The sequence below is a fragment of the Pseudomonas sp. CGJS7 genome, from assembly GCF_036961695.1.
The window spans coordinates 1-25,982 of record NZ_JBAMDI010000146.1 but is presented as its reverse complement, the minus strand read 5'-3'; the positions used below and the strand labels follow the sequence as shown (position 1 = coordinate 25,982).

Below are 25,982 nucleotides of genomic sequence, written 5' to 3'. Positions count from 1 at the left end.
CGCCACGCCGCTCAGATATCCAGAATGTCCTGCATCCGCTCGGCATGGCTGTCGAGCTGGCGCAGGCGGTCGTGGCCGCGTTCGCACAGCAGCACGAAGATCAGATCGAGCAGGTGCTGCAAGGCGCTGTGGTACAGCAGCGGCTCGACGTGGGCGCGGCCGTCGTGGGCCGACACCAGCAAGGCGTGGTCGGCGTGGGCGCGCAGCGGGTTGGGGGTGTGGCGGGTGGCCGAAATCACTTTGCCGCCGCCCTCGGCGAAGGTGCGGGCGAGGTGGCACAGCGAGGTCAGCTTGCCTTGTTCGGACAGCACCACCAGCACGTCGTCGGCGCCGGCGTTGGCGGTGCTGGCGGCCATCAGCACCGGGTCGAAGTGGTGCACGGCGAGGATGCCGATCATCGCCAGCTTCATCGACAGCGCGCGCGCCGGCACGCCGTCCTCGCCCAGGCCGATCACGTAGACCCGGCGCGCGTGCTGGATCAGCTCGGCGATCGCGGCCAGGCGCTCGGGCGGGTTGATCAGCCGGGTTTCTTCCTCGGCGCGGGCCTTGCCGTGCCACAGCCGTTCGACCAGGGCCTGATCCGGATCGGCGGGCGCGGCCTGGGCGCCGGCGCCGTCGTCGTGGCCGTCGCCGCGCGCGACCGCTTCGCCGATCGAATACTTCAGGTCCGGGTAGCCCTTGAAGCCGAGCTTCTGGCTGAACTTGACCACGCTGGACTGGCTGATCCCCAGCGCATTGGCCAGCTGCTGCGAGGAGTAGTCGCGCAGCAGGTGCGCGTTCTCCAGCAGATAGTCGGCGATGCGGCGTTCGATCGCCGACATCTGGTCGCGTTCTGAGCGGATCTTGAGCAGTGGCGACATCGGCAGGGGTCCAGTCCCGGGCGCGGCGGATGGCTACAGCGTAGCCGGCTTCGCGGCCGGCCGCGCGCGCGGCGGGGCGAACCCAGGCGCGCGAAACCGGTCCGGGCGCACGTTCAGGCCGCCATCGGCGTCAGCGGCTCCAGGCCGCGGATTTCGCGGATGCCCAGGCCCGGCGCATCGGTGACGGTGATCTCGGACTCGTTGAAGATCACCCCGCCGTCGACCGGATTGAACGCGCACAGCGACGGCCCGTCCAGGTCGACCTTGGTGATGACGTTGGATTTGGCCACCGCCAGATGCACCGCCGCGGCGACCGAGATCGAGGTTTCGATCATGCAGCCGATCATGCATTCCACCCCGTACATGGCGGCGATGTCGGCGATCTGGATGGCCTTGGACAGGCCGCCGGTCTTCATCAGCTTGATGTTGATGATGTCGGCCGCGCGCATCCGGATCAGGTCGATCACCTCGGCCGGGCCGAACACGCTTTCGTCGGCCATGATCGGGGTGTGGACGCGGTCGGTGACGTACTTCATCCCGTCCAGGTCCTGCGCCTTGACCGGCTGCTCGACCAGTTCCAGGCGCACCCCGGCGTCTTCCAGGGTTTGCAGCGCGTACACCGCCTGCTTGGCGGTCCAGCCCTGGTTGGCGTCCAGGCGCAGCAGCGCGCGGCCCTCGACCGCGGCGTAGATCGCCTTGACCCGCTCGATGTCCACGCCGATGTCCTTGCCGACCTTGATCTTCAGCGATTCGAACCCGCGGTCAACCGCGGCGATCGAGTCGGCCACCATCTTCTCGATGTAGTCCACGCTGATGGTGAGGTCGGTGGTGATCACCGGGTCGCCGCCGCCGAGCATCTTGTACAGCGGCGCGCCGTACAGCTGCGCCCACAGGTCGTAGACCGCGATCTCGACCGCGGCCTTGGCGCTGGAGTTCTTCTCGATCGCGCCCTGGATCAGCCCGGTGATGCGGTTGAGGTTGGCGATCTCCTGGCCGATCAGCCGGGGCGAGATGAACTTGCGGATCGCCTCGACGATCGAGCCGTGGGTGTCGCCGGTGATCACCGCGGTGGCCGGCGCCTCGCCGTAGCCGACGTGGCCGGTGTCGGTGTGGATGGTGACGACGATGTCCTCGACCGTATCGACGGTGCGCAGCGCGGTCTTGAACGGGGTCTTGAGCGGAACCCGCAGCATGCCGAATCGGATGTCGGTGATCTTCATGTGGTCTTGGCTTGGCTTGTTTCGTCGTGGTTCGGTGATGGGAGTGCGCGGATCGGCGGAAGTTCAACCGGCCCGGGGCGGCTGGGCGCAGTGTCGCCTCATGGACGTATACGTTGAATGCTGGTGATCCGGTCCACGGTCGGCTGCTCGCGGTTGAACAGCAGCGGCACCAGCGGGGTCACCGACACGCCGTTGAGATGAACGCGGGTCAGATCGCCGGTGCGGTCGCGGAAGGTGATGCCGGTGGTGTCGTGGATCACGTAAGGCCAGCCGTCCTGGTGCCCGACCACCATCATCACGTGGCCGGGGATGTAGATCAGATCGCCCACTTCCAGGGTCTTGATGATCTTCAGCCGTTCTTCGTGGCTCAGCCCGTCGGCCATCTCGATGCGGTTGTAGGCCGGGCTGACCGCCTGGTCGCGGGTGTTGCGCGGCAGTTGCACGCCGAAGCTGCGGTAGATCTCGGAGACGAAGCCGCTGCAGTCGCGGGTGTTGTAGGAGTGGCCCCAGCCGTAGCGCTCGCCGAAGAACTTGAAGCCCTGGCGGACCAAGTTAGCCTGGGTCAGCGGCAGGTAGTCTGCGGAAACGTCCGCGGTGCGCGGCAGCAGGGCCGGTGAAAATTTCAACGCGCCTTGGTCGTCGCGATACGGCAACTCGATCACGTGCGAGGCGTAGTGGTGCTGCCCGTTGACCGGCTTGTCGCTGGGCCAGTCCGCCAGCAGCGGCACCCGCACGCCCATTTCCAGCTGCACGTCCGAGACCCCGGGTTGCTCGGGCGTGTGCACCGTGCGCGCGGTGGCGCCGGTGACGATCAGGTACGGGGTCTTGCGGGTGTAGTCGAACACCGGCGCCTTGGCGCCTTCGGCGATGCGGTCTTTCTCGACCCAGGCCGCGTACAGCGGGCTGACCACGAACCAATACTTGCCATCGCTGCTGGCGTGCGCGATCGCCACCGGCGTGCCCGGGAACAGCGCGCTTTCCTGGAAGCGGTCGATGTCGGTGTCGCCGCGCGCGTTGAACACCCGCAGCCGGGTCGGGAAGGTGCGCAGGTCGGCGCGACGCACCACCATGCCGTAGCGGGTGGGCTGGCTGGCGGGAATCTTGTCCAGCGCCAGATCGGCGCTGAGCGCCTTGAGCGTAGCGGCGGCGATGGTCTCGCCGCGTTCGTCGTACAGGGTTTCATCGCGCGGCTGCGAGATCGCTTCGATCCAGCCGCGCACTTGCGCCTGGCTCAGCGTGTCGGGCAAGCGCTCGATGTCGTGCACCGATTTGTCTTGCTGGTGCAGGCGCTGGTTCTGCGCGGCGATCGCCTTGCGGTCGAGAATGGTCGCGTCGGGTTTGGCCTGGCGGCCGATCCAGTAGTCGGCGTTCAATTGGCCCTCCTCGATGCCGATCACGCCGGTGGACGCAATGCCTTTACCGGCAGCCTCGCGCGCCGACGCCGGCAAGCAGCAGATCAGCGCAATCGCAGTCAAAACCGATGCTGCGGCGCAGCGCGCCGGCGCGCCGCGCGAGCGGGGGAGAACAGCGCGGCAACGGCTCAAAGCGGTTCGCATGGCGTCTTGCTCCGGCGGCGCGCGGAACGGCCGCGCGCAGTCACAGGCCCAATGCCGGTCGTCCGGCACCGACCCGGCCGCGTCACCGCGCGGTGGGGTCGAACCGCAGAATACATACTTCCTTGCAAAAATAGATAGGGAATAATTTATTGACCATGTGACATCCTCATGTTACACAGCCATGAACCGATGGCCCCGCGTGGGTGACACCAGGTATGGATCCCGTGACTGACCTGCTGTTTATCGCTCCCCGCGCGAGGGCCATCGTCTCGCTTGCGGGGCGCTGGCGGCCGCGCGCGCTGGCGCTGGGGATGATCTTCGCGCTGCCGGCGCTGATCCTGGGCTTCCACGGGTCGCTCGGCCCGGTGCATGCGCAGGATCATCAACGCCAGCGCGAGGCCGATAAGCGCTTGAATGCGATCGTGGCGTTGATCGATGCCGGCGATTTCGCCCAGGCGCGCAGCCGCATCGAGCAGGCGTTGACGGACAAGCGCCTGAGCGACGCCCGACGCCGCGATCTCGAATTCCAGAGCGAGCGCATGCGCCGCATCCGCCTGGACTTCAGCCTCGACCGCGATCAGGCGCAGACCAAATTGCGCGCGCAGATTCCGGACCTGCGCGATGAGGAATTCGCCCAGTGGGATCGGCGCGGCCTGCTGGAATCGATGACCATCGACGGCGAGAAGCGCTATTTCCAGCGCGCGCCGTCGAACCTGTTCCGGCTCGACGCCGGCGCGCTGGCGCGGCGTCCGGCCGACGCCAAGCCGCTCAGCCACGGGCCGATGGAAGTGCTCAACCCGCATCACGCCGAGGTGATCGCCGCCGCGTCGCAGCAGGGCTACGGCGCGCCGCGGCGGGTGCGCATCACCCAATCGCTGACCGTCGACGCCGACGCGGTGCCCGCCGGCAAGACCTTGCGCGCGTGGCTGCCGTATCCGCGCGCCATCGCCCATCAGCAGCAGGACATCCGCTGGCTGGCCAGCACCCCCGCCGAGCACCGGATCGCGCCGGAATCGACCGCGCAGCGCACCGTGTATCTGGAACAGACCGCCAAGGCCGGCCAGAAGACCCGCTTCGAAGTCAGTTACGAGCTGACCGTGTTCGGCCAGTACCGCAAGATCGATCCGAGCCGGGTCGTGCCGGCGCCCTTGAACGAGCACACCACCCCGTATCTGGGCGAACGTCCGCCGCACATCGTCTACACCGATGCGCTGCGCAAGTTCTCGCGCGAAGTGGTCGGCGATGAAACCGATCCTTACCGCATCGCCCGCAAGCTGTACGCCGCGGTCGACAAGATTCCGTGGGCCGGCGCGCGCGAATACTCCACGATTTCGAATATCTCCGACTACGCCCTGCACGCCGGCCACGCCGACTGCGGCCAGCAGACCTTGCTGTTGATGACCCTGCTGCGCCTCAACGGCATTCCCGCGCGCTGGCAGTCGGGTTGGGTTTACGGCGACGACGGCTACACCAACATGCACGACTGGGCCTGGATGTACCTGGCCCCTTACGGTTGGATGCCGGTCGACGTCACCACCGGGCGGTTCGAGTCGCCCGATCCGAAGCTGGCCGATTTCTATTTCGGCGGCTTCGACGCTTACCGCATCGCTTACAACGACGATTACGGCCGCGACTTCGATCCGGCCAAGCGATTCGATCGCTCCGAAACGGTGGATTCGCAACGGGGCGAGGTCGAGTGGGAAGGGGGAAATCTCTACTTCGACCGATGGGACTACGACTACAAAGCGCAGGTGCTCACGGCGAAGGAATGACGCCGGAGCGCCGCTCACACTACTTTGGGGAGGATGTGCGGAATGAAAGGCAAGACCTTGCGTAAGTCCGGACTGTGCATGGCGATGGGGATCTGCCTTGCCACGATGGGAATGCCGGCGTTGGCGGCCAATACCGACGGCTCGCTGGCCGGTCGGGTGGCCGCCGGCGCCGAGGTGACGGTGCGCAGCGCCGACACCGGTTTCACCCGCACCGTCAAAGCCGACGCCAACGGCAACTACCGCTTCCCGTTCCTGCCGATCGGCACGTACCAATTGCAGGCGAGCAAGGACGGCGCGGCGATCGGCACGCCGGTCGAGGTGGTGGTGAGCCTGGGCAACGAATCCAACATCAATCTGGGCGATGCGACCAACCTCGGCGCGGTCCAGGTGATCGGCTCGCGCATCGTCACCCCGGTGGACGTGCGCTCGACCGAATCGGCGACCAACGTGACCAAGGCCGAAATCGAACGCGTGCCGATCGCGCGCGACGCGCAGGCGGTGGCGCTGCTGGCGCCGGGCGTGGTTCAGGGCCAGTACGGCGGCGCCTCGTTCGGCGGCTCCTCGGTGTCGGAGAACGCGGTCTACATCAACGGCCTCAACGTCACCGACTTCTACAAGCGCGTCGGCTTTTCTTCGGTGCCGTTCGGGTTCTTCAAGGAATTCCAGGTCAAGACCGGCGGCTATTCGGTCGAATTCGGCCGCACCACCGGCGGTGTGATCAACGCGGTCACCCAGTCGGGCAGCAACGAATTCAAGTACGGCGCCGAATTGGTGTGGGAACCCAATTCGCTGCAATCGGCGGGCAAGAACCGCTACGACCGCGCCGGCAATCCGTTCCGCATCTCCAGCAAGGACCAGTACGACCGCACCAACCTCAACGTCCACGCGTCGGGTCCGATCGTCAAGGACAAGCTGTTCTTCTACGCGATGTACGAGTTCCGCGATTACCAGCAAGAGCGCACCGACGATGCGGCCGAGCGCTTCTTCAAGGCCAAGTCCGACAAGGGCTTCTGGGGCACCAAGCTGGATTGGCAGATCAACGACAGCCACTTGCTGGAATTCCTGGCCTTCTCCGACAAGAACGAAACCACCACCGACAACTACCAGTACACCTGGCCCGAAGGCCAGCGCGGGGTTCGCGACAACGTCCAGAACAGCGAGGTCGGCGGCATCAACTGGGCGCTGACCTACACCGGCTACCTCACCGAGAACTTCTCGATGAAGGCCCTGTACGGCGAGAACAAGCGCGACCGCATCGCCAGCAGCCTCAACGATCAGGACTGCGACGCGGTCCAGGACCGCCGCATCGGCAGCCTGCCGCAGATCGGCTGCGTCGGCTCGGTGCAGGTCGAGAACGGCGCCGACAAGCGCGAAGCCGCGCGTCTGGATTTCGAATGGCAGCTGGGCAATCACCTGCTGCGCTTCGGCCTGGACCGCGAGGTCAACACCTCGGAGAACGAAAGCTTCTATCCCGGCCCGACGCGCAAGTTCTATCAGATCTATCCCACCGCGCCGGGTACGACCCTGGAGAACGGCGGCATCGTCCCGGCCGGCGTCAACGCCTACGTGCGCGCGCGCCAGCAGGAGGTCACCGGCACCTTCGAGACCGTCAACTCGGCCTACTACATCGAAGACAACTGGCAGATCACCCCGGACTTCATGCTCAACGCCGGCGTGCGGGTGGAAAGCTTCGACAACAAGAACGGCGAGGGCAACACCTACATCAAGATCGACGACATGGTCGCTCCGCGCCTGGGCTTCGCCTGGGACTTCCGCGGCGACGGCCGTTCGAAGATCTTCGGCAACGTCGGCCGTTACTACCTGCCGATCGTCAACCAGATCAACGTCAAGCAGGCCGGCGCCTTCCTCGATGAGCGCACCTACTACGCCCTGGCCGGGCTGGAAGCGTTCGAGCGCAACGGCGCGACCTATTACCGGCCGATCCTGGGCGCGCAGATCGGCGCGGTCGACAACAGCCAGGGCGACGGCACCGTCGGCGACCTGCGCAGCGAGGTCGACCGCGATCTGGACCCGGTGTATCAGGACGAAGCCATCCTGGGTTACCAGTCGATGTTCGGCGACGCCTGGTCATGGGGCGTGCGCGGCATCTATCGCCGGCTGCACAACGCCATCGACGACATGAACGTGTCCTCCAACGGCATCCTGTGCAACGGCAAGCCCAAGGACATGGGCTATGTGATGGCCAATCCGGGCCGCACCGTCACCCTGTACACCGACACCAACTGCGACGGCGTCAACGACGCTTACGTCGACATCGATACCTCGCGCGCGGGCTGGGCGTTGTACGACGCCGATGGCAAGTACCTGGGCGAACGCGGCTGGGTCAAGCCCAAGCGCACCTATCGCGCGCTGGAGTTCATGCTCGACCGCGCCTGGGACGACAAGTGGGCGTTCAACGCTTCCTACACCTGGTCCAAGAGCGAGGGCAACGCCGAAGGCCCGTCGAACTCCGACTTCGGTTTCGACAACACCGGGCGCACCGAGTCGTTCGACGACCCCTGGGTCAACTTCAACGGCAGCGGCCCGCTGGCCAACGACCGCCGCCATCAGATCAAGATGCGCGGCGCGTACGCGATCAACGATCACTGGACTGTCGGCGCCACCCTCAACGCCCAGTCGGGCCGGCCGATCAACGCTTTCGGTCTGGCCAATCCCTACGACCGCCGCGTCTATCACAGCTTCTACGTGTGCGTGGCCAACTGCACGGCCAAGTACACCAGCGACCGAGTGTACGAGCTGCGCGAACGCGGTTCGGGCGGCCGCACGCCGTGGATTTTCGACGTCGGCGCGAGCCTGAGCTATCAGCGTTCCCTGGGCGAGGCCGATCTGCGGGTCAAGCTGGCGGTCTACAACCTGTTCAATCAGCAGCGCACGTTGGAAGTGGACGACTCCTACGAGACCGGTGTCGGCGTGGTCAACAAGTTCTATGGCCTGGGCACGGGCTATCAGAGCCCGCGCTACGCCCAGCTGACCGTGTCGGTGGATTTCTAAGGGCAACACTCTCTCGACCCCTTGGCGGCCCCGCGAGGCGGGGCCGCCCTTTCTCTACCTCGACAGGGCCTTCCACCGATGCGACGCGACTCTCTGCGGTGGACGGCCCTGCTTTTTTTCGCCGCGACGGCGGCGATGGCGGCAACACCCGATCCGCGCCAAACCGCGCTGGACCAAATCGTCGATCAAGTGCAGGCGCGTTACCGGCTCCCCGGTTTCGCCGTCGGCGTGGTCGAGAACGGCGAAGTAGCGTATCTGCGCACCCACGGCGAACTGATCGCCGGTTCCGGCGACAAGGTCGGCGCCGACAGCCTGTTCAAGATCGCCTCCAACACCAAATCCATGACCACCGCGGCGCTGGCGCGATTGGTCGATGCCGGCAAGCTGCGCTGGGACGATCCGGTCGTGCGCTACTTGCCGCAGTTCCGCATGCACGACGACTGGGTCACCCGGCAGATGCAGGTGCGCGACCTGTTGATCCACAACAGCGGTCTGCGCGCGGGCGCCGGCGACCTGATGCTGTGGCCGGAGCCCAATAGCTTCACCCGCGACGACATCCTGCACGGCCTGCGCTATCTCAAGCCGGTGCACAGTTTCCGTTCGAGCTACGACTACGACAACCTGCTCTACATCGTCGCCGGCGAAGTCGCCGCCCGCGCCGGCGGCGCGGCTTACGAAACGGTCTTGCGCCGGGAAGTGTTCGAACCGTTGGGGATGAAGGGATGCCGGATCGGCGCCTGGGATCGCGACGCGGTCGGCGATGTGGCGCAGCCGCATGCCCGACGCGGCGATCGCTATGTGCCGGTACGACCCGACGGGGCGAAGATCGCCGCCAGCACCATGGACCCCGCGGGCGGCGTTCGCTGCGGTTTGAACGATATGACCGTGTGGCTGCGCGCCTGGCTGGACCCGAAAACCAAGGGCGTCGACGGCAAGCCGTGGCTGTCGCCCGAGCAGCGCGCCGCGGTGTGGCGGCCGCAGATGCCGATGAACGTGTCCCGCCGCCAACGCGAATGGTCGAACACCCACTTCGCCGCCTACGGTTACGGCTGGCGTTTGAGCGACGCCGACGGCGCGTTCAAGGTTTCGCACACCGGCACCCTGATGGGCATGTACTCGCTGACCACGATGCTGCCGGAGCGCAACGCCGGTTTCGTGGTGATGATCAACGGCGACGCCGGCGATGCGCGCAGCGTGTTCGATCAGGCCTTGACCGACTACTTCACCGCGCCGCAGCGCAAGCGCGGGGCAGGGTGGTATGCCGATGCGATCGCCGCCGAAGCGGCGGCGCCTTCGGCCAGCCGGGCGCCGGATACGTCGCGGCGCGAACCGGCGGCGCCGGCGCAGTTGCGCGACCGTCTGGGCGTGTACCGCGACCCGTGGTTCGGCGAGGCCGAGGTCTGCGCGCGCGATGGCGCGGTGAGATTCGCGTCGCGCAAGTCGCCTTTGTTGAGCGGTAAGATCGTGAAGGTCGGCCTGCGGCTTGTGGTCGATTGGGACGCGGAAGAAGTCGACACAGAGGCCTGGATCGATTTCGCCGCCGCCGCGGATTCCCAAGCCGCCACCTTCCTCATGAGCAAGGTCGATCCCGATGCGGACTTCAGCTACGACTTCGAGGACCTGGCGTTCGCGCGTATCGGCGATTGCCGTTGAGGTCTGCGCGCTGGGCGTGTTGATCGGCTGCGTGGCCGCGGTGCGCTCGCCGCAGGCGCAGCCTGCGCAGGCGGCCTCGCCAGCGAAGGCGGCCTCGCCAGCGAAGGCGGCGAGTGTCGCGCCGCGCATCTCCCCCGCCGCGGACGCGCAGTCCGCGAACATGGTCGAAATACGCAGTCTGGTGGCCGACATGTCGCTGGAGATCCGCTACGCCGGCAGCGACAACTTCGTCGGCCGCCCGGTGAACGGCTACCAGGCCGCCGGCTGCTATCTGCACCGCGGCGTCGCCGAGGCCTTGGCCCGGGTCGAGCGCTCGTTGCGGCGGCACGGGCTGCGCCTGCATATCTTCGATTGCTACCGGCCGGTGCGCGCGGTGCAGGATTTCGTGCGCTGGGCCGGCGACCTGAGCGATCAGAAAACCAAGCCGCGCTACTACCCGGCGTTGGATAAAAGCGTGTTGCTGGGCGACTACATTTCGCCGACCTCCGGCCACAGCCGCGGCGCGACCCTGGATCTGACCTTGTACGAGCTGCGCGATGGCGAGTATCGCGCGTTGGACATGGGCACGGGCTTCGACTATTTCGACGAACTCGCCCACACCGACTCGCCCAACGCGAACGCCGCCCAGCGCGCCAATCGCGAGCGCCTGCGCGCGGCGATGCGCCGCGAGGGCTTTGAGAACTATCCGCTGGAATGGTGGCATTACACCTTCAAGCCCGAGCCGACGCCGGACATCGCGTTCGATTTCCCGGTGAAGTAAGTCCAGTCCCAGGGCGATCCCGATGGGCGCCCGTTGCCGCGAGAGGCGCAGATGGCAGCCACCAGTACGATCGCGAACGTTTTCTCCTGGCGCCCGGCGACGTGGCGCGCGGGCCTGTCGGCGTTGGGCCTGGGCGTGTTGTTGAGCGCCTGCGCGAGCGCTCCGGCTCCGGTCGGCGGCGCGTCGAGCGAACTGTCGAGCGATGTCGACGCGTTGATGGCCGACTATCAGGGCAAGGCGCCCGGCGCCAGCGTGCTGGTGCTGCGCGACGGCAAGCCCTTGTTGCGTCGCGGTTACGGCATGGCGGTGCTGGAAACCGGCGAAGCGGCCACGCCGCTTAGCAACTACCGCCTGGCGTCGGTGACCAAGCAGTTCACCGCCGCCGCGATCCTGCTGTTGGCGCAGGACGGAAAGCTCAGCCTCGACGATCCGATCAAGCGCTGGCTGCCTACGCTGCCGCGGTCGGCGGATGCGATCACGATCCGGCAGATCCTCAGCCACACCTCCGGTTTGATCGATTACGAGGATGTGATGGGGGAGGGCTTCGATGCCGGCGACAAGCAGATGCACGACCTGGACGTGCTGCGGGTACTGGAAACCCAGGACCGCGGCTATTTCGCTCCCGGCAAGGGCTATCGCTACAGCAACAGCGGATATGCGCTGCTGGCGTTGACCGTGCAGCGCGCGTCGGGGCAATCGTTCGCGGACTTTCTGCGCGAACGCATCTTCCGGCCGTTGGGCATGAACGACACGGTGGCTTACGAGCGCGGAGTGTCCGAGGTGACGCATCGCGCGTATGGCTACAGCTTCGAGAACGGCGCCTGGTCGCGCACCGATCAGAGTTCCACCAGCGCGGTGTTGGGCGACGGCGGCATCTATTCGTCGATCGACGATCTGGCCCGGTGGGACGCGGCGCTGTACGACGACCGCTTGCTCAGCGAACAATCGCGCAAGCTTGCGTTCTCCGCGCACACCCCGACCGACGTGGCCGAGGTCGAGTACGGATACGGCTGGCGCATTACCGGCGAAACCTTGTGGCATTCCGGCGAGACGATGGGGTTTCGCAATGTCATCGTGCGCTGGCCGCGGCGGCATTTGACCGTGGTGATGCTGACCAATCGCAACGATCCGGAGCCTTATCGTCTGGCGTTGCGGATCGCCGATTTGTATTTGCCGTCGAGCCCGGTGGTGGCTCGGTAAGCCGGGCCAACAGTCTTTAGCGCGATCTCTCCAGAACGTCATTCCCGCGAACACGGGCTCCGCTTTACTTCGGCGGAGCCGAACATCCGGCGACTTCAAACGCTCTCGCACGAAAGGCCCTGGATCCCCGCGTTCGCGGGGATGACGAGCAAAAAGCGGCCGGCTGCGCACCCACCTACCGTCATTCCCGCGAAGGTGGGAATTCAGCGACTTCAAGCGTTCTCGCCCGAAAGGCCCTGGATCCCCGCCTTCGCGGGGATGACGAGCAAAAAAGCGGTCAGTCGCGCACCTACCTACCGTCATTCCCGCGAAGGCGGAAATCCAGCGACTTCAGCGCCATCCCTCCAGAACGTCATTCCCGCGAACGCGGGCTCCGCTTTACTTCGGCGGAGCCGAACATCCAGCGACTTCAAGCGTTCTCGCCCGAAAAGCCCTGGATCCCCGCCTTCACGGGGATGACGGCCTGGGGGGCGTCCGGTTTCGCCGCACCCATGGAACGCTCCAGGCCGCCCCCCTGGCCAAGCAGTGCTTGCTATTAAATAGCGCGCTATGTAAATTGAGCCCCATGAAGAAGCCCGCGACCACCGCCAAACCGCCGCAGCCGACCCTGCTGCTGGACGATCAGCTCTGCTTCGCCCTGTACTCGACCGGGCTGGCGCTGAACAAGGTGTACCGCAAGTTGTTGACCCGCCTGGGCCTGACCTACCCGCAATACCTGGCGATGATGGTGCTGTGGGAACGCGACGCGGTCACGGTGTCGGAAATCGGCGAGCGCCTGTTCCTGGACTCGGCGACGCTGACGCCGCTGTTGAAGCGCCTGGAGACCGCGGGGCTGTTGACCCGCACCCGCGCGGCCAGCGATGAGCGTCAGGTCATCATCGAGCTCAGCAAGGCCGGCCGCGCGCTCAAGGCCAAGGCGCAGAGCGTCCCCACGGGGATGTCGTGCGCTTTGGAGGGCTGCACGGTCGAGCAGTTGACGGCGCTCAAGGCGCAGTTGGAGTCGCTGCGCGAGAACCTGATCCGCAATACCTGATCCGAAGCGCTGGCGTCGGGCCGTGATCGGGCCGACGATAGCGAAAATCAAAATGGGTTCCGGCTTTCGCCGGAATGACGAATCGTGAGCCGAGCGCCTTTCGTAAGCGGCTCTTACATACCCACCGCGGGCGACCGCGACCCTACTCGCAGCATCCACCCACTACCGGAGCACACCCCATGTCCATCGAAAAAGTCCTCTACACCGCCCATGCCCACGTCACCGGCGGCCGCGACGGCCGCGCCGTGTCGTCCGACAACGCGCTCGACGCCAAGCTGACCACCCCGCGCGAGCTCGGCGGCGCCGGCGGCGACGGCACCAATCCCGAACAACTGTTCGCCGCCGGTTACTCGGCCTGCTTCATGGGCGCGCTGAAGTTCGTCGCCGGCCGCGAGAAGATCGCGTTCCCGGCCGACGCGGCGATCGACGGCAGCGTCGGCATCGGCCCGATCCCGACCGGTTTCGGCATCGAAGCCGAACTGAAGATCTCGCTGCCGGGTCTGCCGCGCGAGCAGGCGCAGGAGTTGATCGAAAAGGCCCATGTGGTCTGCCCGTACTCCAACGCGACCCGCGGCAACATCGATGTGACCCTGACCTTGGTCTGATCTTCGCGCGCTCGGTCCGTCGATACGGATCGGCCAAGCGATGAAATCTTCGCGGCCCGGATGCGCAAGCGTCCGGGCCGTGTCGTTTTCGCGATCGCGGCCGCTTGCCCGGCGAGCGTTCGCGGCAGTGCCGAAGTGCGCGCGGCGGCGATCGTACCCATGGCAATTCGTGAACTTGCGTGAGTTTCGTACAAAGCGACTACTGCGCTCGGCCGCAAGTGAGAGAACGTGAGTTCTTCCGCTGTTTTTCGCCAATAAACTGCTGATCGATCGCACAGACTCGCATTGGGGTTTTGTTCTTTCCTAGACACGAGCCGGCTCGCTCTGTAAACGCTGTCGAAATTTTTTCGTCGCTGTCGGATGGCCGGGTTCCTGCGCCCGGCCACGTCGTCGGCATGGACGCGACGCGGTGTGATGCCGTTAGGGCGAAGGTTCTCGCCCTTCGACCGTCCCGTCCTGGCCGGAATTGGCTAACGGAGGATCGGTCATGTCTGCACGCCCCCAACGTCGCGGTTTGCTGCGCTCGGTCGCCAAAGCCGGCGCAACCTGCCCGATGTCCAAGACCCTGGGTGTCGCCTCGCGCGGCACCGCTAGCAAGGCGAAGCCGCGCCGCGTTGCGCCGCGACTCGCCGCCGTCACATCGCGCTCCGCCCCTCCGTCGGGCGCGGTGACCCCGCCGTCGATCTGCTGCAACGAGGCTACGGCCCGGGCTCGATAAGCCGGATCGGTAGTGCATCAGTGCGGCGACGGGGTGGCGCTACTGGCTCCGGTACGCTGGACCGGAGTCAGTAGTCGCTTTGAGGCGTGAACCGGGAATCGTCCCGGCCCGCTCACAAAGTGGACGCACATCGCCGCGAAAGCGGCGATGTTTTTTGATGCAGTCGGGCGCAATGTCGGTGCCGCGAACGCAGCCTCGCTCCACACGATCGCACGGTCGGCCGGAGCCGGCGCGTGATCGCCTGGGCCGACGATAGCGACCGGTGCGGCCGGCACGAGCGTGACGCAGGGCCGCGGCAACGGCGAATCGCGTCGAAATTCGACTCGCGCCGCCAGTTCGATTCAGTGATTCTGCGGCGCCGAAGAATCACCGGATTTGTGGCTTGCGTTTGCGACTTGCATACGGCGAGCGCGGCAAGTGCCTTCGTCGATTTTCGCGGCTGTTCTGGGTGAGTAAAAAATGCCGTTTTAATAGGTGTTTTTGCGCAAATTCTCGCCAAATTACGACGAAACGAATTGCTAACGAATTGCACAGACGCGCCAACGCGATTTGTATTTTTCTAGTCGCGGGCCACGTCGGCCCGTTGTATCGCCCTGGCGAGTTTCCCTTCGAATACCGCCGCTTTGCGCCGCACGACCGGGCCGGTCCCGACGTGGCGGGAGCGTGCGCATCGGTAAAACCGCGCGGCCGGTCCGGCGCGCGATCGTGGTGCGCCGTGGTGGCGCGGCGAAGGAAGCCGAACAACACATCAAGGACCGTTCATGCACGCAGCCACTGCACCATCACCCGATCGAATCCGCTTCCACCCGCTCAGTCTCGGTGTCGCCCGTGCGATTCCGGTGTTGTTGCTGTTGCAGGGCTATTGCGATGTCGCGGCCGCGGCCTGCACCCCGACGACGCCGGCGGCCGGCGCCACGGTGCAATGCTCCGGCGTGCCGGTGACGTTTCCGTCCGATCCCAACGCATTCGCCAGCGATGCCGACGGGCTCACGGTCAACGTGGCGGCCGATGCGATCGTCGGCGCCACCATCGGCGGCAGCGCGATGGCCTTGGGCGGGCGCAATCTCACGCTGACCAATCTGGGCGCCATCGACGCCACCGCGGCCGGCGGTTTGTTGCTGACCCGCGCGCTGACCGCGGGCAACCTCGCCGCGCCGGGCAGCGGTCAGATCGCGATCGACAATCGCGGCGCGATCCGCGGTAGCTACTCCAGTTTCGATCTGTCCGGCACCGCGATGCTGGTGGCCAATGCCGGCGCCACCCGCATCGACAACGCCGGAACCATCGGCAACGCCGGGCTCGGCCTATTCGGCGCGCAGGACCAGTTGGCGGTCGGTGTCTACGGCGGCGGCAATGTCGATTTCAGCAACACCGGCAGCATCACCGGCCGGGTCGCGCTCGGCGATGCGGCCAGCGGCGGGCACAGCTTCGTCAATGCGGGGCGGATCGATGGCAGCCTCGGTTTCGGCGGCGGCAGCGATCGTTTCGTCGCGGTGACCGGATCGAGCATCGGCGATGTGCTGTTGCCCGCCGCGGCGACGACGATGACCGCGCCGTCGGGCGCGGCGTTGCGGTTCGCGGCGACCGGTCAGGTCGATGCCGGCGGCGGCGACGACACTCTGGTGTTGCAGAACGCCGCCAGCGGCGTCGGCGCGGGCAGCGGCGGCAGCGGTACGATTTCGGCGACGCAGTACCGCGGCTTCGAACGCTTGACCATCAACAGCGGCACCTGGACGCTCGACGGCGCGGTGGTGTCGGGCGATGTCGCGCTCAACGGCGGCGTGGCCTTGTTCGACGATGCCGCCGCATTCGGCAGCGGCAAGCTGAGCGGCAACGGCGGTGCGTTGCAGGCGACGGTGGCCGGACTCGGGTTGAGCCAGGACATCGACCTGGGCGCCGGCGGCCTGAGCGTGCTCGGCGACTACGACTTGAGTCTGGCCGGCCAACTCGCCGGCAGCGGCGGATTGATCAAGCGCGATGCCGGCGTGCTGAGTTTGAGCGGACGCAATTCCTTCACCGGCGGCGTCGATCTCGGCGCGGGCAGCCTGTTGCTCGGCAACGACAGCTCGCTGGGTTTCGGTGCGCTCAACGTCAGCGGCAAAGCGGGGCTGGCCTGCCCGTGTTCGAAGTTGTCGCTGGGCAATGCGATCAACCTGGGCACGGGCGCAGGACTGAGCCTCGGTGGCACCACCGATCTGAGTCTGGGCGGCATCGTCAATGGCAGCGGTTCGCTGATCAAGACCGGTAGCGGCAGCCTGGCCTTGAACGGCCGCAACGGTTTCAGCGGCGGCTTGAGCTTGCAGGCCGGCACGCTGTCGCTGGGCAACGATGCGGCGCTGGGCAGCGGCGCGCTCGCGGTCGACGGTGCGTCGTCGCTCAACGTCGCTAGCGCGATGAACCTGAAGAATCCGGTCAAGCTCAATGCCGGGCTGAGCCTCGGCGGCGGCGCGGATCTGGGTTTGAGCGGCGCCATCGGCGGCAGCGGCGGGCTGCGCTTCACTGGGCCGTCGACGCTGACGTTAGGCGGCGCCAACACCTTCACCGGTGGCGTCGCGCTCGGCGGCGGCGGCCTGGCGCTCGGCACCAGCACCGCGCTCGGCACCGGCGCGCTCAGCGTCGGCGGCAACGCCAAACTCAGCGCCAGCGCCGCGGGGGTGAAGCTGGGCAATGCGGTGAATCTGGGTACGGGCGCGGTGCTCGGCATCGGCGGCGGCAACGATCTTTCGCTTGCCGGTTTGATCGGCGGCGCCGGCGGCCTGGCGATGAACGGCAGCGGCAAGCTCGATCTCGGCGGCGCCAACAGCTTCACCGGCGGCGTCGCGCTCAACGCCGGCACGCTCGGCCTCGGCCACGATCTCGCACTGGGCAGCGGCCTTCTGCAAGTCGGCGGCAACGCCGGATTGCTGGCGAACGTGCCGAACCTGTCGCTGCGCAATCCGGTCGATCTGGCCGGCGACGTGCGCCTGGCCATCGGCGGCGAAGGCCACACCTGCCTGTGCAGCCAGATCCGCGGCGGCGGCGGGCTGAGTTACGACGGCCGCGGCACGCTGGCGCTGGGCGCGGCCAATCTGTTCACCGGCGGGATGAACTTGAACGCCGGCACCTTGAGCCTGGGCGACAAGGCTGCGCTCGGCACCGGCCTGCTCAACATCGGCGGCAAGGCCGCGCTGACCGCATCGGTGCCGGGCCTGGTGTTGGGCAACGACGTGCATCTGGCGCCCGGCAGCACTCTCGATCTGATCGGCAACAACGGCCTGGACCTCAACGGCACCCTGGCCGGCAGCGGCACCCTGACCAAGAACGGCGACGGCACGCTCGGCCTCAACGGCCACGTGCTGGGCTTTACCGGCGGGCTGTCGATCCAGGGCGGCACGCTGAATGTCGCCCGTCCGGTGGTGGCCGGACTGACCTCCGCGCCGGGCACGCACGCGAATTTCAGCGACGGCGACGATGTGTTCACCGTGACCGGCCCGATCGCCGGCACGGTCGATTTCGGCGGCGGCAACGACATCCTGAGCGCGAGCGTGGGGCAACTGAAAGATTTCACGGGCGCGATCGGCGCGGGCGCCGGCACCGACACGTTTGCCATCGATGCCGGCAGCGGCAAAGGCGAGGGCGTGTTGCCGGCGGCGGCGCTGAGCGGCTTCGAAGTTCTCTCGCTCGCATCCGGCGCCACCGTGGCGGTGCCGCGAGAGATCGCGGCTGCTTTCGAGGACAGCCGCATCGGCGGCCATCTGTTGCTGGACGGAAAACTCGGCGGCAACGCCACCGTCGCCGCCGGCGGTGCGGTGAGCGGCGGCGGCACGCTGGCCGGCGCGCTGACCTTGAACGGCACGCTGGCGCCTTCGGGCTTGCCGGACGCGAGCCGCGGCGAAGCGGGCACGACGCTCAACGTCGCCGGCTTGACCGTTAATCCGGGCGCGAGCCTGCAACTGCGCCAGAGCGCCGATGGCCGCGGCGACAGCATCGCCGTCGCCGGCGCGGCGACGCTCAACGGCGGGCAGGTGGTGGCGATTCCGCAGCCGGGCAGTTATGCGCCGATCACCGATTACCGCATCCTCGATGCCGGCTCGCTCAGCGGCGGCTTCGCCAGCGTCAGCCAGACCGCGCTGCCGTTCCTCGACGCGAGTTTGTTGCTGCGCGGCGGCGACGTGTTCCTGCGCCTGACCCGCCATCTCGACGGCGGCGGCATCCGCTTCGAGCAGTTCGCCGGTTTGAACGACAACCAGCGCGCCGCGGCCGCGGCCTTGCAGCGCGCCAGCGCCGACGAGGCGGTGTTGCCGGTCGCGGTGGCGGCCGCGCGCGGGCTCAGCGCGGCGCAGGCGCCGCGTGCGTTCGACACGCTCAGCGGCGAAACCTACGCCTCGCTCGCCAGCGCGCAGCGTTACTACAACGGACAACTGCAGCGCAGCGTGGCCGGTCAGCTGGATCTGGCGCGCGACCGCGGCGTGGATGAGGAGCGCACGCTGGGTACGGCGTGGGCGACCGCGTACGGCGGCCGCGCCGAGTTCGATGGCGGGCGTCTGGACGGCATCGATCACAACCTCGGCGGTCTGGCGATCGGTCTGGAAGGCTCGCCGGCCGAGCGCTGGCGTTTGGGCGGCCACATCGGCGCGGCGCAGTCGACGATGAAGACCGGCCATCGCGACGACAGCATCGACGGCGATCTGTTCAACATCGGCATGCACGGCCTGTACGCGTCCGGCCGGTTCTGGGCGCAGGGCGCGGCCGGCTTGAGCTACGGCCGTTTCCAGGCCGAGCGCGAGGTCCGGGTGGGCGGCTACGGCCGTCGCGCCCGCGCCGATTTCAGCAACGACGGCAGCTATGCCTTGCTGGAGGCGGGCGCGCGTTGGGATCGCGCCAAGCTGCGGATCGAGCCCTTGCTGGGCGTGTATTACGGCAAGACCGAATCGACGCGGTTCCGCGAACAGGGCTCCGGCGATGCCGATTTGTGGGTGCGCACGAGCGCTTATGAGGCCACCACCGTCGGCGTCGGCCTGCGTTTGTCGGCGGCGCCCGGCCAGCGCGAGCGCAAATGGAGTCCGAGCGCGGACATCCGCTTCCTGCACGATCCGGGCGACTCGCGGCCGCGCGCGCGCAACGCCTTCGTCGGCGCCGCCACGCCGGGGTTCGACGTGTCCGGGTTGGTGGGCGAACGCAATCGCTGGAATGTCGGGCTGGGCCTGAACTACCGGATCGGCCCGGCCAGCAGCGGTTTCATCGAGTATCGCGGCGACCTCGGCCGCGACGATCGCGCGCATTCGCTCAACGCCGGTTTGCGCCTGGGTTGGGGCGCGTCGGGTTCGGCGCGGGCGCGGCCTGCGCCGCTGGCGCCGGCGGCGACGTCCGCGGCGATGGGCGCAAGCGCCGGTGCGAAGGCGGCGTCGCAGACGAACGTGCCGGTTGGCAAGCGCGCGTCGGCGGACGCGGCGATGCCTGCCGCTGCCGCGGCGGCCGCGCTGTCGGCGGGTTCGAAAGCAGCGCCCGTGGCGGGCGAATCGAAGCAGCCGCAACGCTCGCCCGCGGCTAAGCCGGTCGCGGCGCACACCGGCGCGAGCGTCGGCGTGGAAGACGGCGGCAGCGGCTTCGGCCAATGCACGCTGCGGCCGAAGGCGAAAGCGGCCCCGGCGCGCAAGCTCGCCAAACGCAGCGGCGGCAAGCGTCCGTTGTCCAAGCACAAGCGCGTCGCCGGCGGCAAAGCCAAGCCGCGCCGGGCTGCGTCCTCGCTCGTGGCTGCCGGGGATTTCGGCAATAAGGCGGCCGCGACGAACTGGTGCGACCAATCGCCGGCCGGCTCGCGCTGAGATCGCGGAAAGCGGGGCGGCGGCGCGCAACGGCGCCGCCGCCCGCTCGGTTCAATGCACGAACGCCGCCCAGCGCGGCACCTTCGCGATCACCCAGCGATCCAGCGCGCACACCAGCAGCAACGACGCGCCCAGCAACGGAAACAGCAAGCCGCAGGCCAGCGCGATCGAAGCGATAGTGCGCAACCGGGTCGGCGCGATGACGCCGGGTGCGCCCAGACGTCCGCGCGGGCGCCGCCGCCACCACATCCACACGCCGCTGCCGGTCAATACGACGATGCCGATGCACGGCAGCAGCATCACGATCTGATTGGCGCGGCCGAAGTAGTTGCCCATGTGCAACTGCACGCCCAGTTCCACCGCCTGCGCGGCCCAGCCGTAATCGGCGAAACCGGTGTCGCCGGCGATGCGGCCGCTGTAGCGGTCCACGTGCACGGTGCGCTGGCCTTGCGGCTGGTTGGGATAGACCACGGCGGTGTAGACGCCGTCCTCGCCGCGCGGCAGCGACAACCGGTAGTCGCCGCGCAGTCCGCGCGCGGCGAAGGCGCGCGCGGCGGCATCGATGCCGATGTCGCGGCGCGGTGCGGACGCATCGTGGTGGTGATGTGCGTGCGCGGATGCCGGCATCGGCGCATCGCGCAAGGTCCACGGCGCTTCGCCGATGGCCTGGGAAACGGTGACCGCAGGTGTTGCCGGCGCCGGGCCGTGGTGGCGGTGTTCGGCCGGATAACCGATGCCCAGTTGCTGGGTGCCGGCGCGCAGCAGGTCGCCCCAGACATTGGCCCAGGGCAAACCGGTGAGTATCAAGAACACGATCAACGCCGCCGTCCACGCGCCGACGCTGGAATGCAGGCTGCGCCAGAACGGCCGGCCGCGTTCGCGCCATTGCGGCCACAACGCCCGGCCCCAGCCGCGTTCGCGCGGCCACCACAGATACGCGCCGGTGGCGATCAGCAGCAGCGCCCAACACGCCGCCAGCTCGACGATGGCATCGCCGAAGCGGCCGAGCATCAGCGAGCCGTGCATGGTGTCGGCGAACCCGACCAGGGTGTGGGTGTAGACGAAGGCGCCGTGCACGCGCGCGCTGCCGGGATCGACGAACACTCGCAGCGGCTCGCCGCTGGCGGGCGTGACGAACACCTGCGCGGTGCGGCGCGGATCGGCCGGCAGATCGATCCGGGTGACCTCGCCCGGGTAGGCCGCGCGCGCGGCCTCGATCAGCCGCGACGGCGGCAAGTCGGCCTGACGCGCCGGCGCGAACCGCAGCGGCGCGTGCAGCGCGTCTTCGATCTCATCGTTGAACAGATAGATCGAACCGGTGATCGCCAGAATCAGCAGCAACGGCGCCACCAGCAGGCCGGCGTAGAAATGCCAGCGCCACACGGCGCGATACAGATGGCGGCCGTTGCGCGATCCGTGCTCGGCCGGGGTGCTGCTCGGTGGCGCGTTCATCGCTGGCGTGCTCCTCAATGGCATGCTCCTCAATGGCGTGCCGGTCAAAAGCTGCGCGAATAGGTGAGTTCGACGCTGCGCGGCGCGCCCAGATACACCTGGGTGGCGCTGTAGCCGGACCAATCGGCATAGAACGCGTCGGCGAGGTTGCGCACGCGCAAGGTATAGCGGCCGCCGGCGCCGTTCCAGTCCACCGCCGCGTCGGCGACGGTGTGGGCGCGGACCCGGTAAGCGTTGGCGTTGTCGGTGTAGAAATCGCCGACGTGGCGCACGCCCAGATTGAAACTCAGCGGCAGGCTGTCGAGCCGGTACCAGGCATCGACGCTGGCGGTGCGTTCGGGCACGTTGGACGGGCGATTGCCGCTGCGGTCGGCGCCGCCGGCTTCGCGCAGGCGGTCGAACCGCGCCGACAGCCAGGCCGCGCTGGCGTCGATGCGCAAACGCGCGGTGGCTTGCGCGCTCAACGACAGTTCCACCCCGCGCGAGGACTGGCGCCCGTTCTGCACGCTGATCTGCGGTTGCAGCGGATCGCGGGTGAGGATGTCGTCCTGGCGCAGGCGGTACACCGCCGCGTTCAAGCGCAGGCGCTGGTCCAGCAGCGCGGTGCGCAGGCCCAATTCGATCGAATCGCCCTGACTGAGGTCGAAGGCGTTGTTGCGCTGGTTGATGGTCAAGAACGAGCTGACCGGCAGCACCGCGCTGCTGTACTGCGCGTACAGCTGGCTGTCCGGGCGCAGTTCGAACACGCTGCCCAGGCGCCAGGAGGTCGGCGAGAACTCGCGGTCGAAGCGGCTGCGCAGGCCGCTGTCCAGGTCCAGATTATTGCGCCGCAGCTCGATCCGCTCATGCCGCAGGCCGCTCACCAACAACCAGCGCGGGGTGAGGTTGAGCGCGTCCTCGACGAACACCGCCGCGACCTCGACCCGGGTGGTGAAATCGTTGCGGCCGTCGCCGAAGTTGCCCGGCGTGTCGGCGGGAAACTGGCCGCGCTCGCGCGCCAGCACGTCCACCGGCGCGGCGCGGCCGAAGCGGCGCAGGTTGAAGAAGTCGGTGTCGCTGTATTCCAGGCCGGCCGAAAAGCGGTGACGGCGGCCGGCGAGCGAGCCGTCGTGGGCGAGGGTGAGGCGCTGGTTCCAGACCCGCTGGTCGTGGTGGATGCGCGCGGCGCTGCGTTCGAACAGGCCGCTGGCGGGGCGATAGCTGAAGTCCTCGCTGTTGTCCCAGCGCCGCCGCGCGTCGTACACGCTGGCTTCGTTGCTCAGCCGCCAGTGTTCGCCCAAGCGGTAGTCCAGGCGCGTGCGCAGCCACCACGTGCGCGAATCCATGCGGCCGTCGTCGACGTTGTAGTTGCGCGAACGCGCGGCCTTGTCGATCACCCAGCCCTGCGGGTTGCTGACCAGATTGCTGGGTTCGGCGGCCACCGCCGCAGGCACCAGCGGCGCGCCGAAGTAGGCGGTGTCGAAATCGTCGCGTTGGTAGTCCAGCGCGACCCGCGCGCTGAGCGCGTCGTTGGGCCGCCACAGCAGCGAACCGGCGAACGCCTGGGCGTTGGAGGCGGTGCCGTCGACATACCCGTCGGAGCGGTTGGCGCTGAGCACGCCGCGCACCGCCAGGGTGTCGCTCAAGCGCAGATTGCGGTCGAGCCCGACCCGCGCGCTGGCGTGGCTGCCGTAACCGAGCAGCACCTCGCCGCCGGGCGAGTCTAGGCTGGCCGCTTTGGGAACGAAGTTGATCGCGCCGGCCAGCACGCCTTCGCCGTACAACACCGAGGCCGGGCCTTTGAGCGTTTCCACCCGTTCGAACTGGAAGCTGTCCCAGTTGCGCGAGGAAAATCCCGAACTGGTCAGGCGCACGCCGTCGAGCAGATACGACACCGCGCCGCTGGCGAAGCCGCGCATCGAGGCGACGCCGGGTTGGCCGGGCAGGTTGCCGGCCATCACCCCGGGCATCGCCCGCAGGACTTCGACGCTGTCGCGCAAACCGCGCGCCTGGATGTCGCCGGCATCGAGCACGTCCACGGTCGCGGGGATCTCGCCGGCGCTCAACCCCAGTCGGCTGGCGGTGACCGCGGCGGCGGCGTGGGCGTCGCCGCGCTGGCCGTGCACGCGCACCGCATCCAGGTCGACCGCGTCGGCGGCATCGGCGTCGGCGGCGATGGCGGGCGCGGCGCAGGCCAGCAACGAGACGGCCAAGGCCGAGGGAAGCGGAAAGCGGGCGGTTCGATCGGGCATGCGGAGTACAACGCGATAGAGACGGAAAGCGGACGTGCGCGAGCGCGGCCAGGCGCGGCCGCGACGGCGAGGGGGAGAGAAACCGCGCACGCCATCGGCCGCGGGCGGCGAAGGGGCGCGAGCGCAAGATGCTAGGTCCGCCGCCGCGCGGGCGTGTGCGGCAAGTTGCCGCACCGCCGGCACCGAGCCGGGCGGCGCTGCTGCGATGCGGCTTGGCGTAGCGGCGGCGAGCGCCTAGCCTGCGCGGCATCGCGCGTTCGCATCCGGCGTGCGCGCCCACTCCGGGAGAGTCGCATGCCGCAGATCGAAGGGCCGTTCGATATCCAGCGCAGTCCGCAACCGGTGCACGCCGCGGCCGAGGGCAAGTTCGGCCGGATGGCGCTGGACAAGCGCTTTCACGGCGAACTGCAGGCGGTGAGCGTCGGCGAGATGCTCGCGGCGATGACCGCGGTCAAGGGTTCGGCCGGTTATGTCGCCCTGGAAAAGGTCGAAGGCAGCCTGGGCGGGCGCAGCGGCAGTTTCATGCTGCTCCATCGCGGGCTGATGGATCGCGGCGCGGCCGATCTGAGCATCGTGGTGGTGCCCGATTCGGGCACCGACGGCTTGGCCGGCCTGAGCGGGCGGATGAGCATCGATATCCGCGAAGGCGGTGCGCACTTCTATCGCTTCGAGTACGAATTGCCCGAGGGCTGAGCGGTCGAGCGATACCCCGGCGGCGCGGCGGCGGCGCACCGCCGCTCAGGCCAGCCGGCTCATGCGGCAAAGACGCCGCGCGCGGTCTCAAGCACCATTATCGGGACAATCCGTCGCGACACTGCCGCCGCCGTCGACGACGATCCGTGCGAACGTGTGCGTCGTCCCGTTGCCATGCCGCCAGTGCGATAACGCATCGCCTGACCGCCGCGCCGGTGCCCGGCGCGGTTTGTCCCGCATCGCATCCCAATCGCCCGGTGCGCTCGGCGCCGCCGCGGCCCTTTGCAGCCGAAATCCTCATGCGCCCGAACGTCTTGTTCCTGTCCGTCCTGCTTGCCTGCGCCGCGCTGCAAGCCGGCGCCGCTTCCGCCCAAGGCCGCGAGGCCTGCACCAACGGCAGCACCCGGTTGCCGCCGACGGTCAACCTGCGCCTGGACAACGACTTGTTCGGCGGCCAGGACCAGGGCTACAGCAACGGCATCCAGCTGACCCTGGTCTCGCCGAACCTGGCCGACTACACCGACGACCCCTGCATTCCGCGTCTGGCGCGCTGGGTCAACCGCCACCTGGACGCGCTGCAACCGGCCGAAGGCTTCGAGCAGCGCAACATGATCGCGACCTTTTCCCAGGGCATCTTCACCCCGACCGATTTCAGCCGGCGCGATCTGATCAAGGACGACCGCCCTTACGCCGGCGCCTTGCTGATGGGCCTGGGCTACAACGCGCGCAACGGCGATTATCTGCAGACCACCCAGTTGCAGTTCGGCATCGTCGGGCCGTCCGCGCTCGGCAAACAAGTGCAGAACGCGGTGCACAAGGCGCTGGGCGACGAAACCTTCAAGGGCTGGGACAACCAGTTGCACGACGAACCGGTGTTCCGGATCGTGCACGAGCGCATGCACCGCTACTCGGCCGGCGATGCGCACAACGGCACTTGGGGCTGGGACGCGATCACCCATTACGGCGGCAGCTTCGGCAATCTGGCCACTTATGCCAACGCCGGCGCGGAGGTGCGTTTCGGTTTGCGTCTGCCGGACGATTTCGGCAGCACGCCGTTGCGCCCGGCCGGCGAGAACACCGCGCCGACCCAGCACTACAACACCGGTCAGCGGCCGTTCGCCGCGCATCTGTTTCTGACCTCGGACGTGCGCTGGGTGGTGCGCGACATCACTCTGGACGGCAACACCTTCCGCGACAGCCACAGCGTGGACAAGCGCGCGTTCGTGGGCGAGGTGGGGTATGGCGTGGCGTTGATGCGCGGGCGCTGGAAGTTCGCGCTGGCGCGGTATCACAGCACGCGCGAGTTCGATGGGCAGAAGCAGACGCCGGTGTTTGGGAGCTTTACGGTGAGTCGGGCGTTTTGATGGGGTGGGTTTTGGTGGTGGTGCGCGGGAGCGAAGGCCAAGATCAAAA

General features: G+C 67.8%; 15 protein-coding genes. 10 read left to right on the top strand and 5 right to left on the bottom strand.

Going from position 1 to position 25,982, the window contains the following annotated elements; all coding sequences use genetic code 11:
• Positions 1-11: 11 nt before the first annotated feature.
• The 3 genes from V7787_RS45545 to V7787_RS45535 form a co-directional block, all read right to left on the bottom strand.
• Positions 12-860 carry a MurR/RpiR family transcriptional regulator gene (locus tag V7787_RS45545; protein WP_336094329.1) on the bottom strand — a complete coding sequence of 283 codons (849 nt, stop codon included), beginning with the start codon at positions 858-860 and terminating at the stop codon, positions 12-14.
• A gap of 113 nt (positions 861-973) precedes the next feature.
• Entirely contained in the window at positions 974-2,080 is a 1,107-nt protein-coding gene (locus V7787_RS45540; RefSeq protein ID WP_336094327.1) for a dipeptide epimerase, read from the bottom strand.
• A 98-nt stretch (positions 2,081-2,178) separates the two neighbouring features.
• Positions 2,179-3,555: a C40 family peptidase gene (locus V7787_RS45535; RefSeq protein WP_336094325.1), complete on the bottom strand. Its 1,377-nt coding sequence runs from the start codon at positions 3,553-3,555 to the stop codon at positions 2,179-2,181.
• Between the two features lie 305 nt (positions 3,556-3,860).
• Here V7787_RS45535 and V7787_RS45530 point away from each other — a divergent pair, with 305 nt between their 5' ends.
• The 8 genes from V7787_RS45530 to V7787_RS45495 all read left to right on the top strand — a co-directional run bounded on the left by V7787_RS45530 (position 3,861) and on the right by V7787_RS45495 (position 20,193).
• The gene (locus V7787_RS45530; protein WP_336094324.1) at positions 3,861-5,408 is read left to right on the top strand and encodes a transglutaminase-like domain-containing protein; all 1,548 of its coding nucleotides are present in this window, start codon (positions 3,861-3,863) and stop codon (positions 5,406-5,408) included.
• Between the two features lie 42 nt (positions 5,409-5,450).
• Positions 5,451-8,420 (top strand): TonB-dependent receptor, encoded by a 2,970-nt coding sequence (locus V7787_RS45525; protein ID WP_336094323.1) that lies wholly within the window; start codon positions 5,451-5,453, stop codon positions 8,418-8,420.
• 135 nt (positions 8,421-8,555) lie between these two features.
• The gene (locus V7787_RS45520; RefSeq protein ID WP_336094322.1) at positions 8,556-10,073 is read left to right on the top strand and encodes a serine hydrolase domain-containing protein; all 1,518 of its coding nucleotides are present in this window, start codon (positions 8,556-8,558) and stop codon (positions 10,071-10,073) included.
• Complete coding sequence (locus V7787_RS45515; RefSeq protein WP_336094321.1) at positions 10,012-10,833, top strand: M15 family metallopeptidase; 822 nt, start codon at positions 10,012-10,014, stop codon at positions 10,831-10,833. The genes V7787_RS45520 and V7787_RS45515 overlap by 62 nt, the downstream gene beginning before the upstream one ends.
• A 51-nt stretch (positions 10,834-10,884) precedes the next feature.
• Positions 10,885-12,033 (top strand): serine hydrolase domain-containing protein, encoded by a 1,149-nt coding sequence (locus tag V7787_RS45510; protein WP_336094320.1) that lies wholly within the window; start codon positions 10,885-10,887, stop codon positions 12,031-12,033.
• 565 nt (positions 12,034-12,598) lie between these two features.
• Entirely contained in the window at positions 12,599-13,066 is a 468-nt protein-coding gene (locus V7787_RS45505) for a MarR family winged helix-turn-helix transcriptional regulator (protein WP_336094319.1), read from the top strand.
• 179 nt (positions 13,067-13,245) lie between these two features.
• Entirely contained in the window at positions 13,246-13,671 is a 426-nt protein-coding gene (locus tag V7787_RS45500) for an organic hydroperoxide resistance protein (protein WP_336094318.1), read from the top strand.
• Positions 13,672-15,150: 1,479 nt separating this feature from the next.
• Positions 15,151-20,193 carry an autotransporter domain-containing protein gene (locus tag V7787_RS45495; protein ID WP_336094317.1) on the top strand — a complete coding sequence of 1,681 codons (5,043 nt, stop codon included), beginning with the start codon at positions 15,151-15,153 and terminating at the stop codon, positions 20,191-20,193.
• 51 nt (positions 20,194-20,244) lie between these two features.
• Here V7787_RS45495 and V7787_RS45490 read toward each other — a convergent pair whose 3' ends face one another.
• Both V7787_RS45490 and V7787_RS45485 read right to left on the bottom strand, forming a co-directional pair.
• A complete protein-coding gene (locus V7787_RS45490; RefSeq protein WP_336094316.1) occupies positions 20,245-21,645 on the bottom strand; it encodes a PepSY-associated TM helix domain-containing protein in 1,401 nt (466 codons plus the stop codon).
• Between the two features lie 44 nt (positions 21,646-21,689).
• Positions 21,690-23,876: a TonB-dependent receptor gene (locus V7787_RS45485; protein WP_336094314.1), complete on the bottom strand. Its 2,187-nt coding sequence runs from the start codon at positions 23,874-23,876 to the stop codon at positions 21,690-21,692.
• Between the two features lie 294 nt (positions 23,877-24,170).
• Between V7787_RS45485 and V7787_RS45480 the strand changes: the two genes are divergently transcribed.
• Both V7787_RS45480 and V7787_RS45475 read left to right on the top strand, forming a co-directional pair.
• Positions 24,171-24,569: a DUF3224 domain-containing protein gene (locus tag V7787_RS45480; RefSeq protein WP_336094312.1), complete on the top strand. Its 399-nt coding sequence runs from the start codon at positions 24,171-24,173 to the stop codon at positions 24,567-24,569.
• Between the two features lie 299 nt (positions 24,570-24,868).
• Positions 24,869-25,933, top strand: a complete 1,065-nt coding sequence (locus V7787_RS45475; RefSeq protein ID WP_336094311.1) for a lipid A deacylase LpxR family protein — start codon at positions 24,869-24,871, stop codon at positions 25,931-25,933.
• Positions 25,934-25,982: the final 49 nt, after the last annotated feature.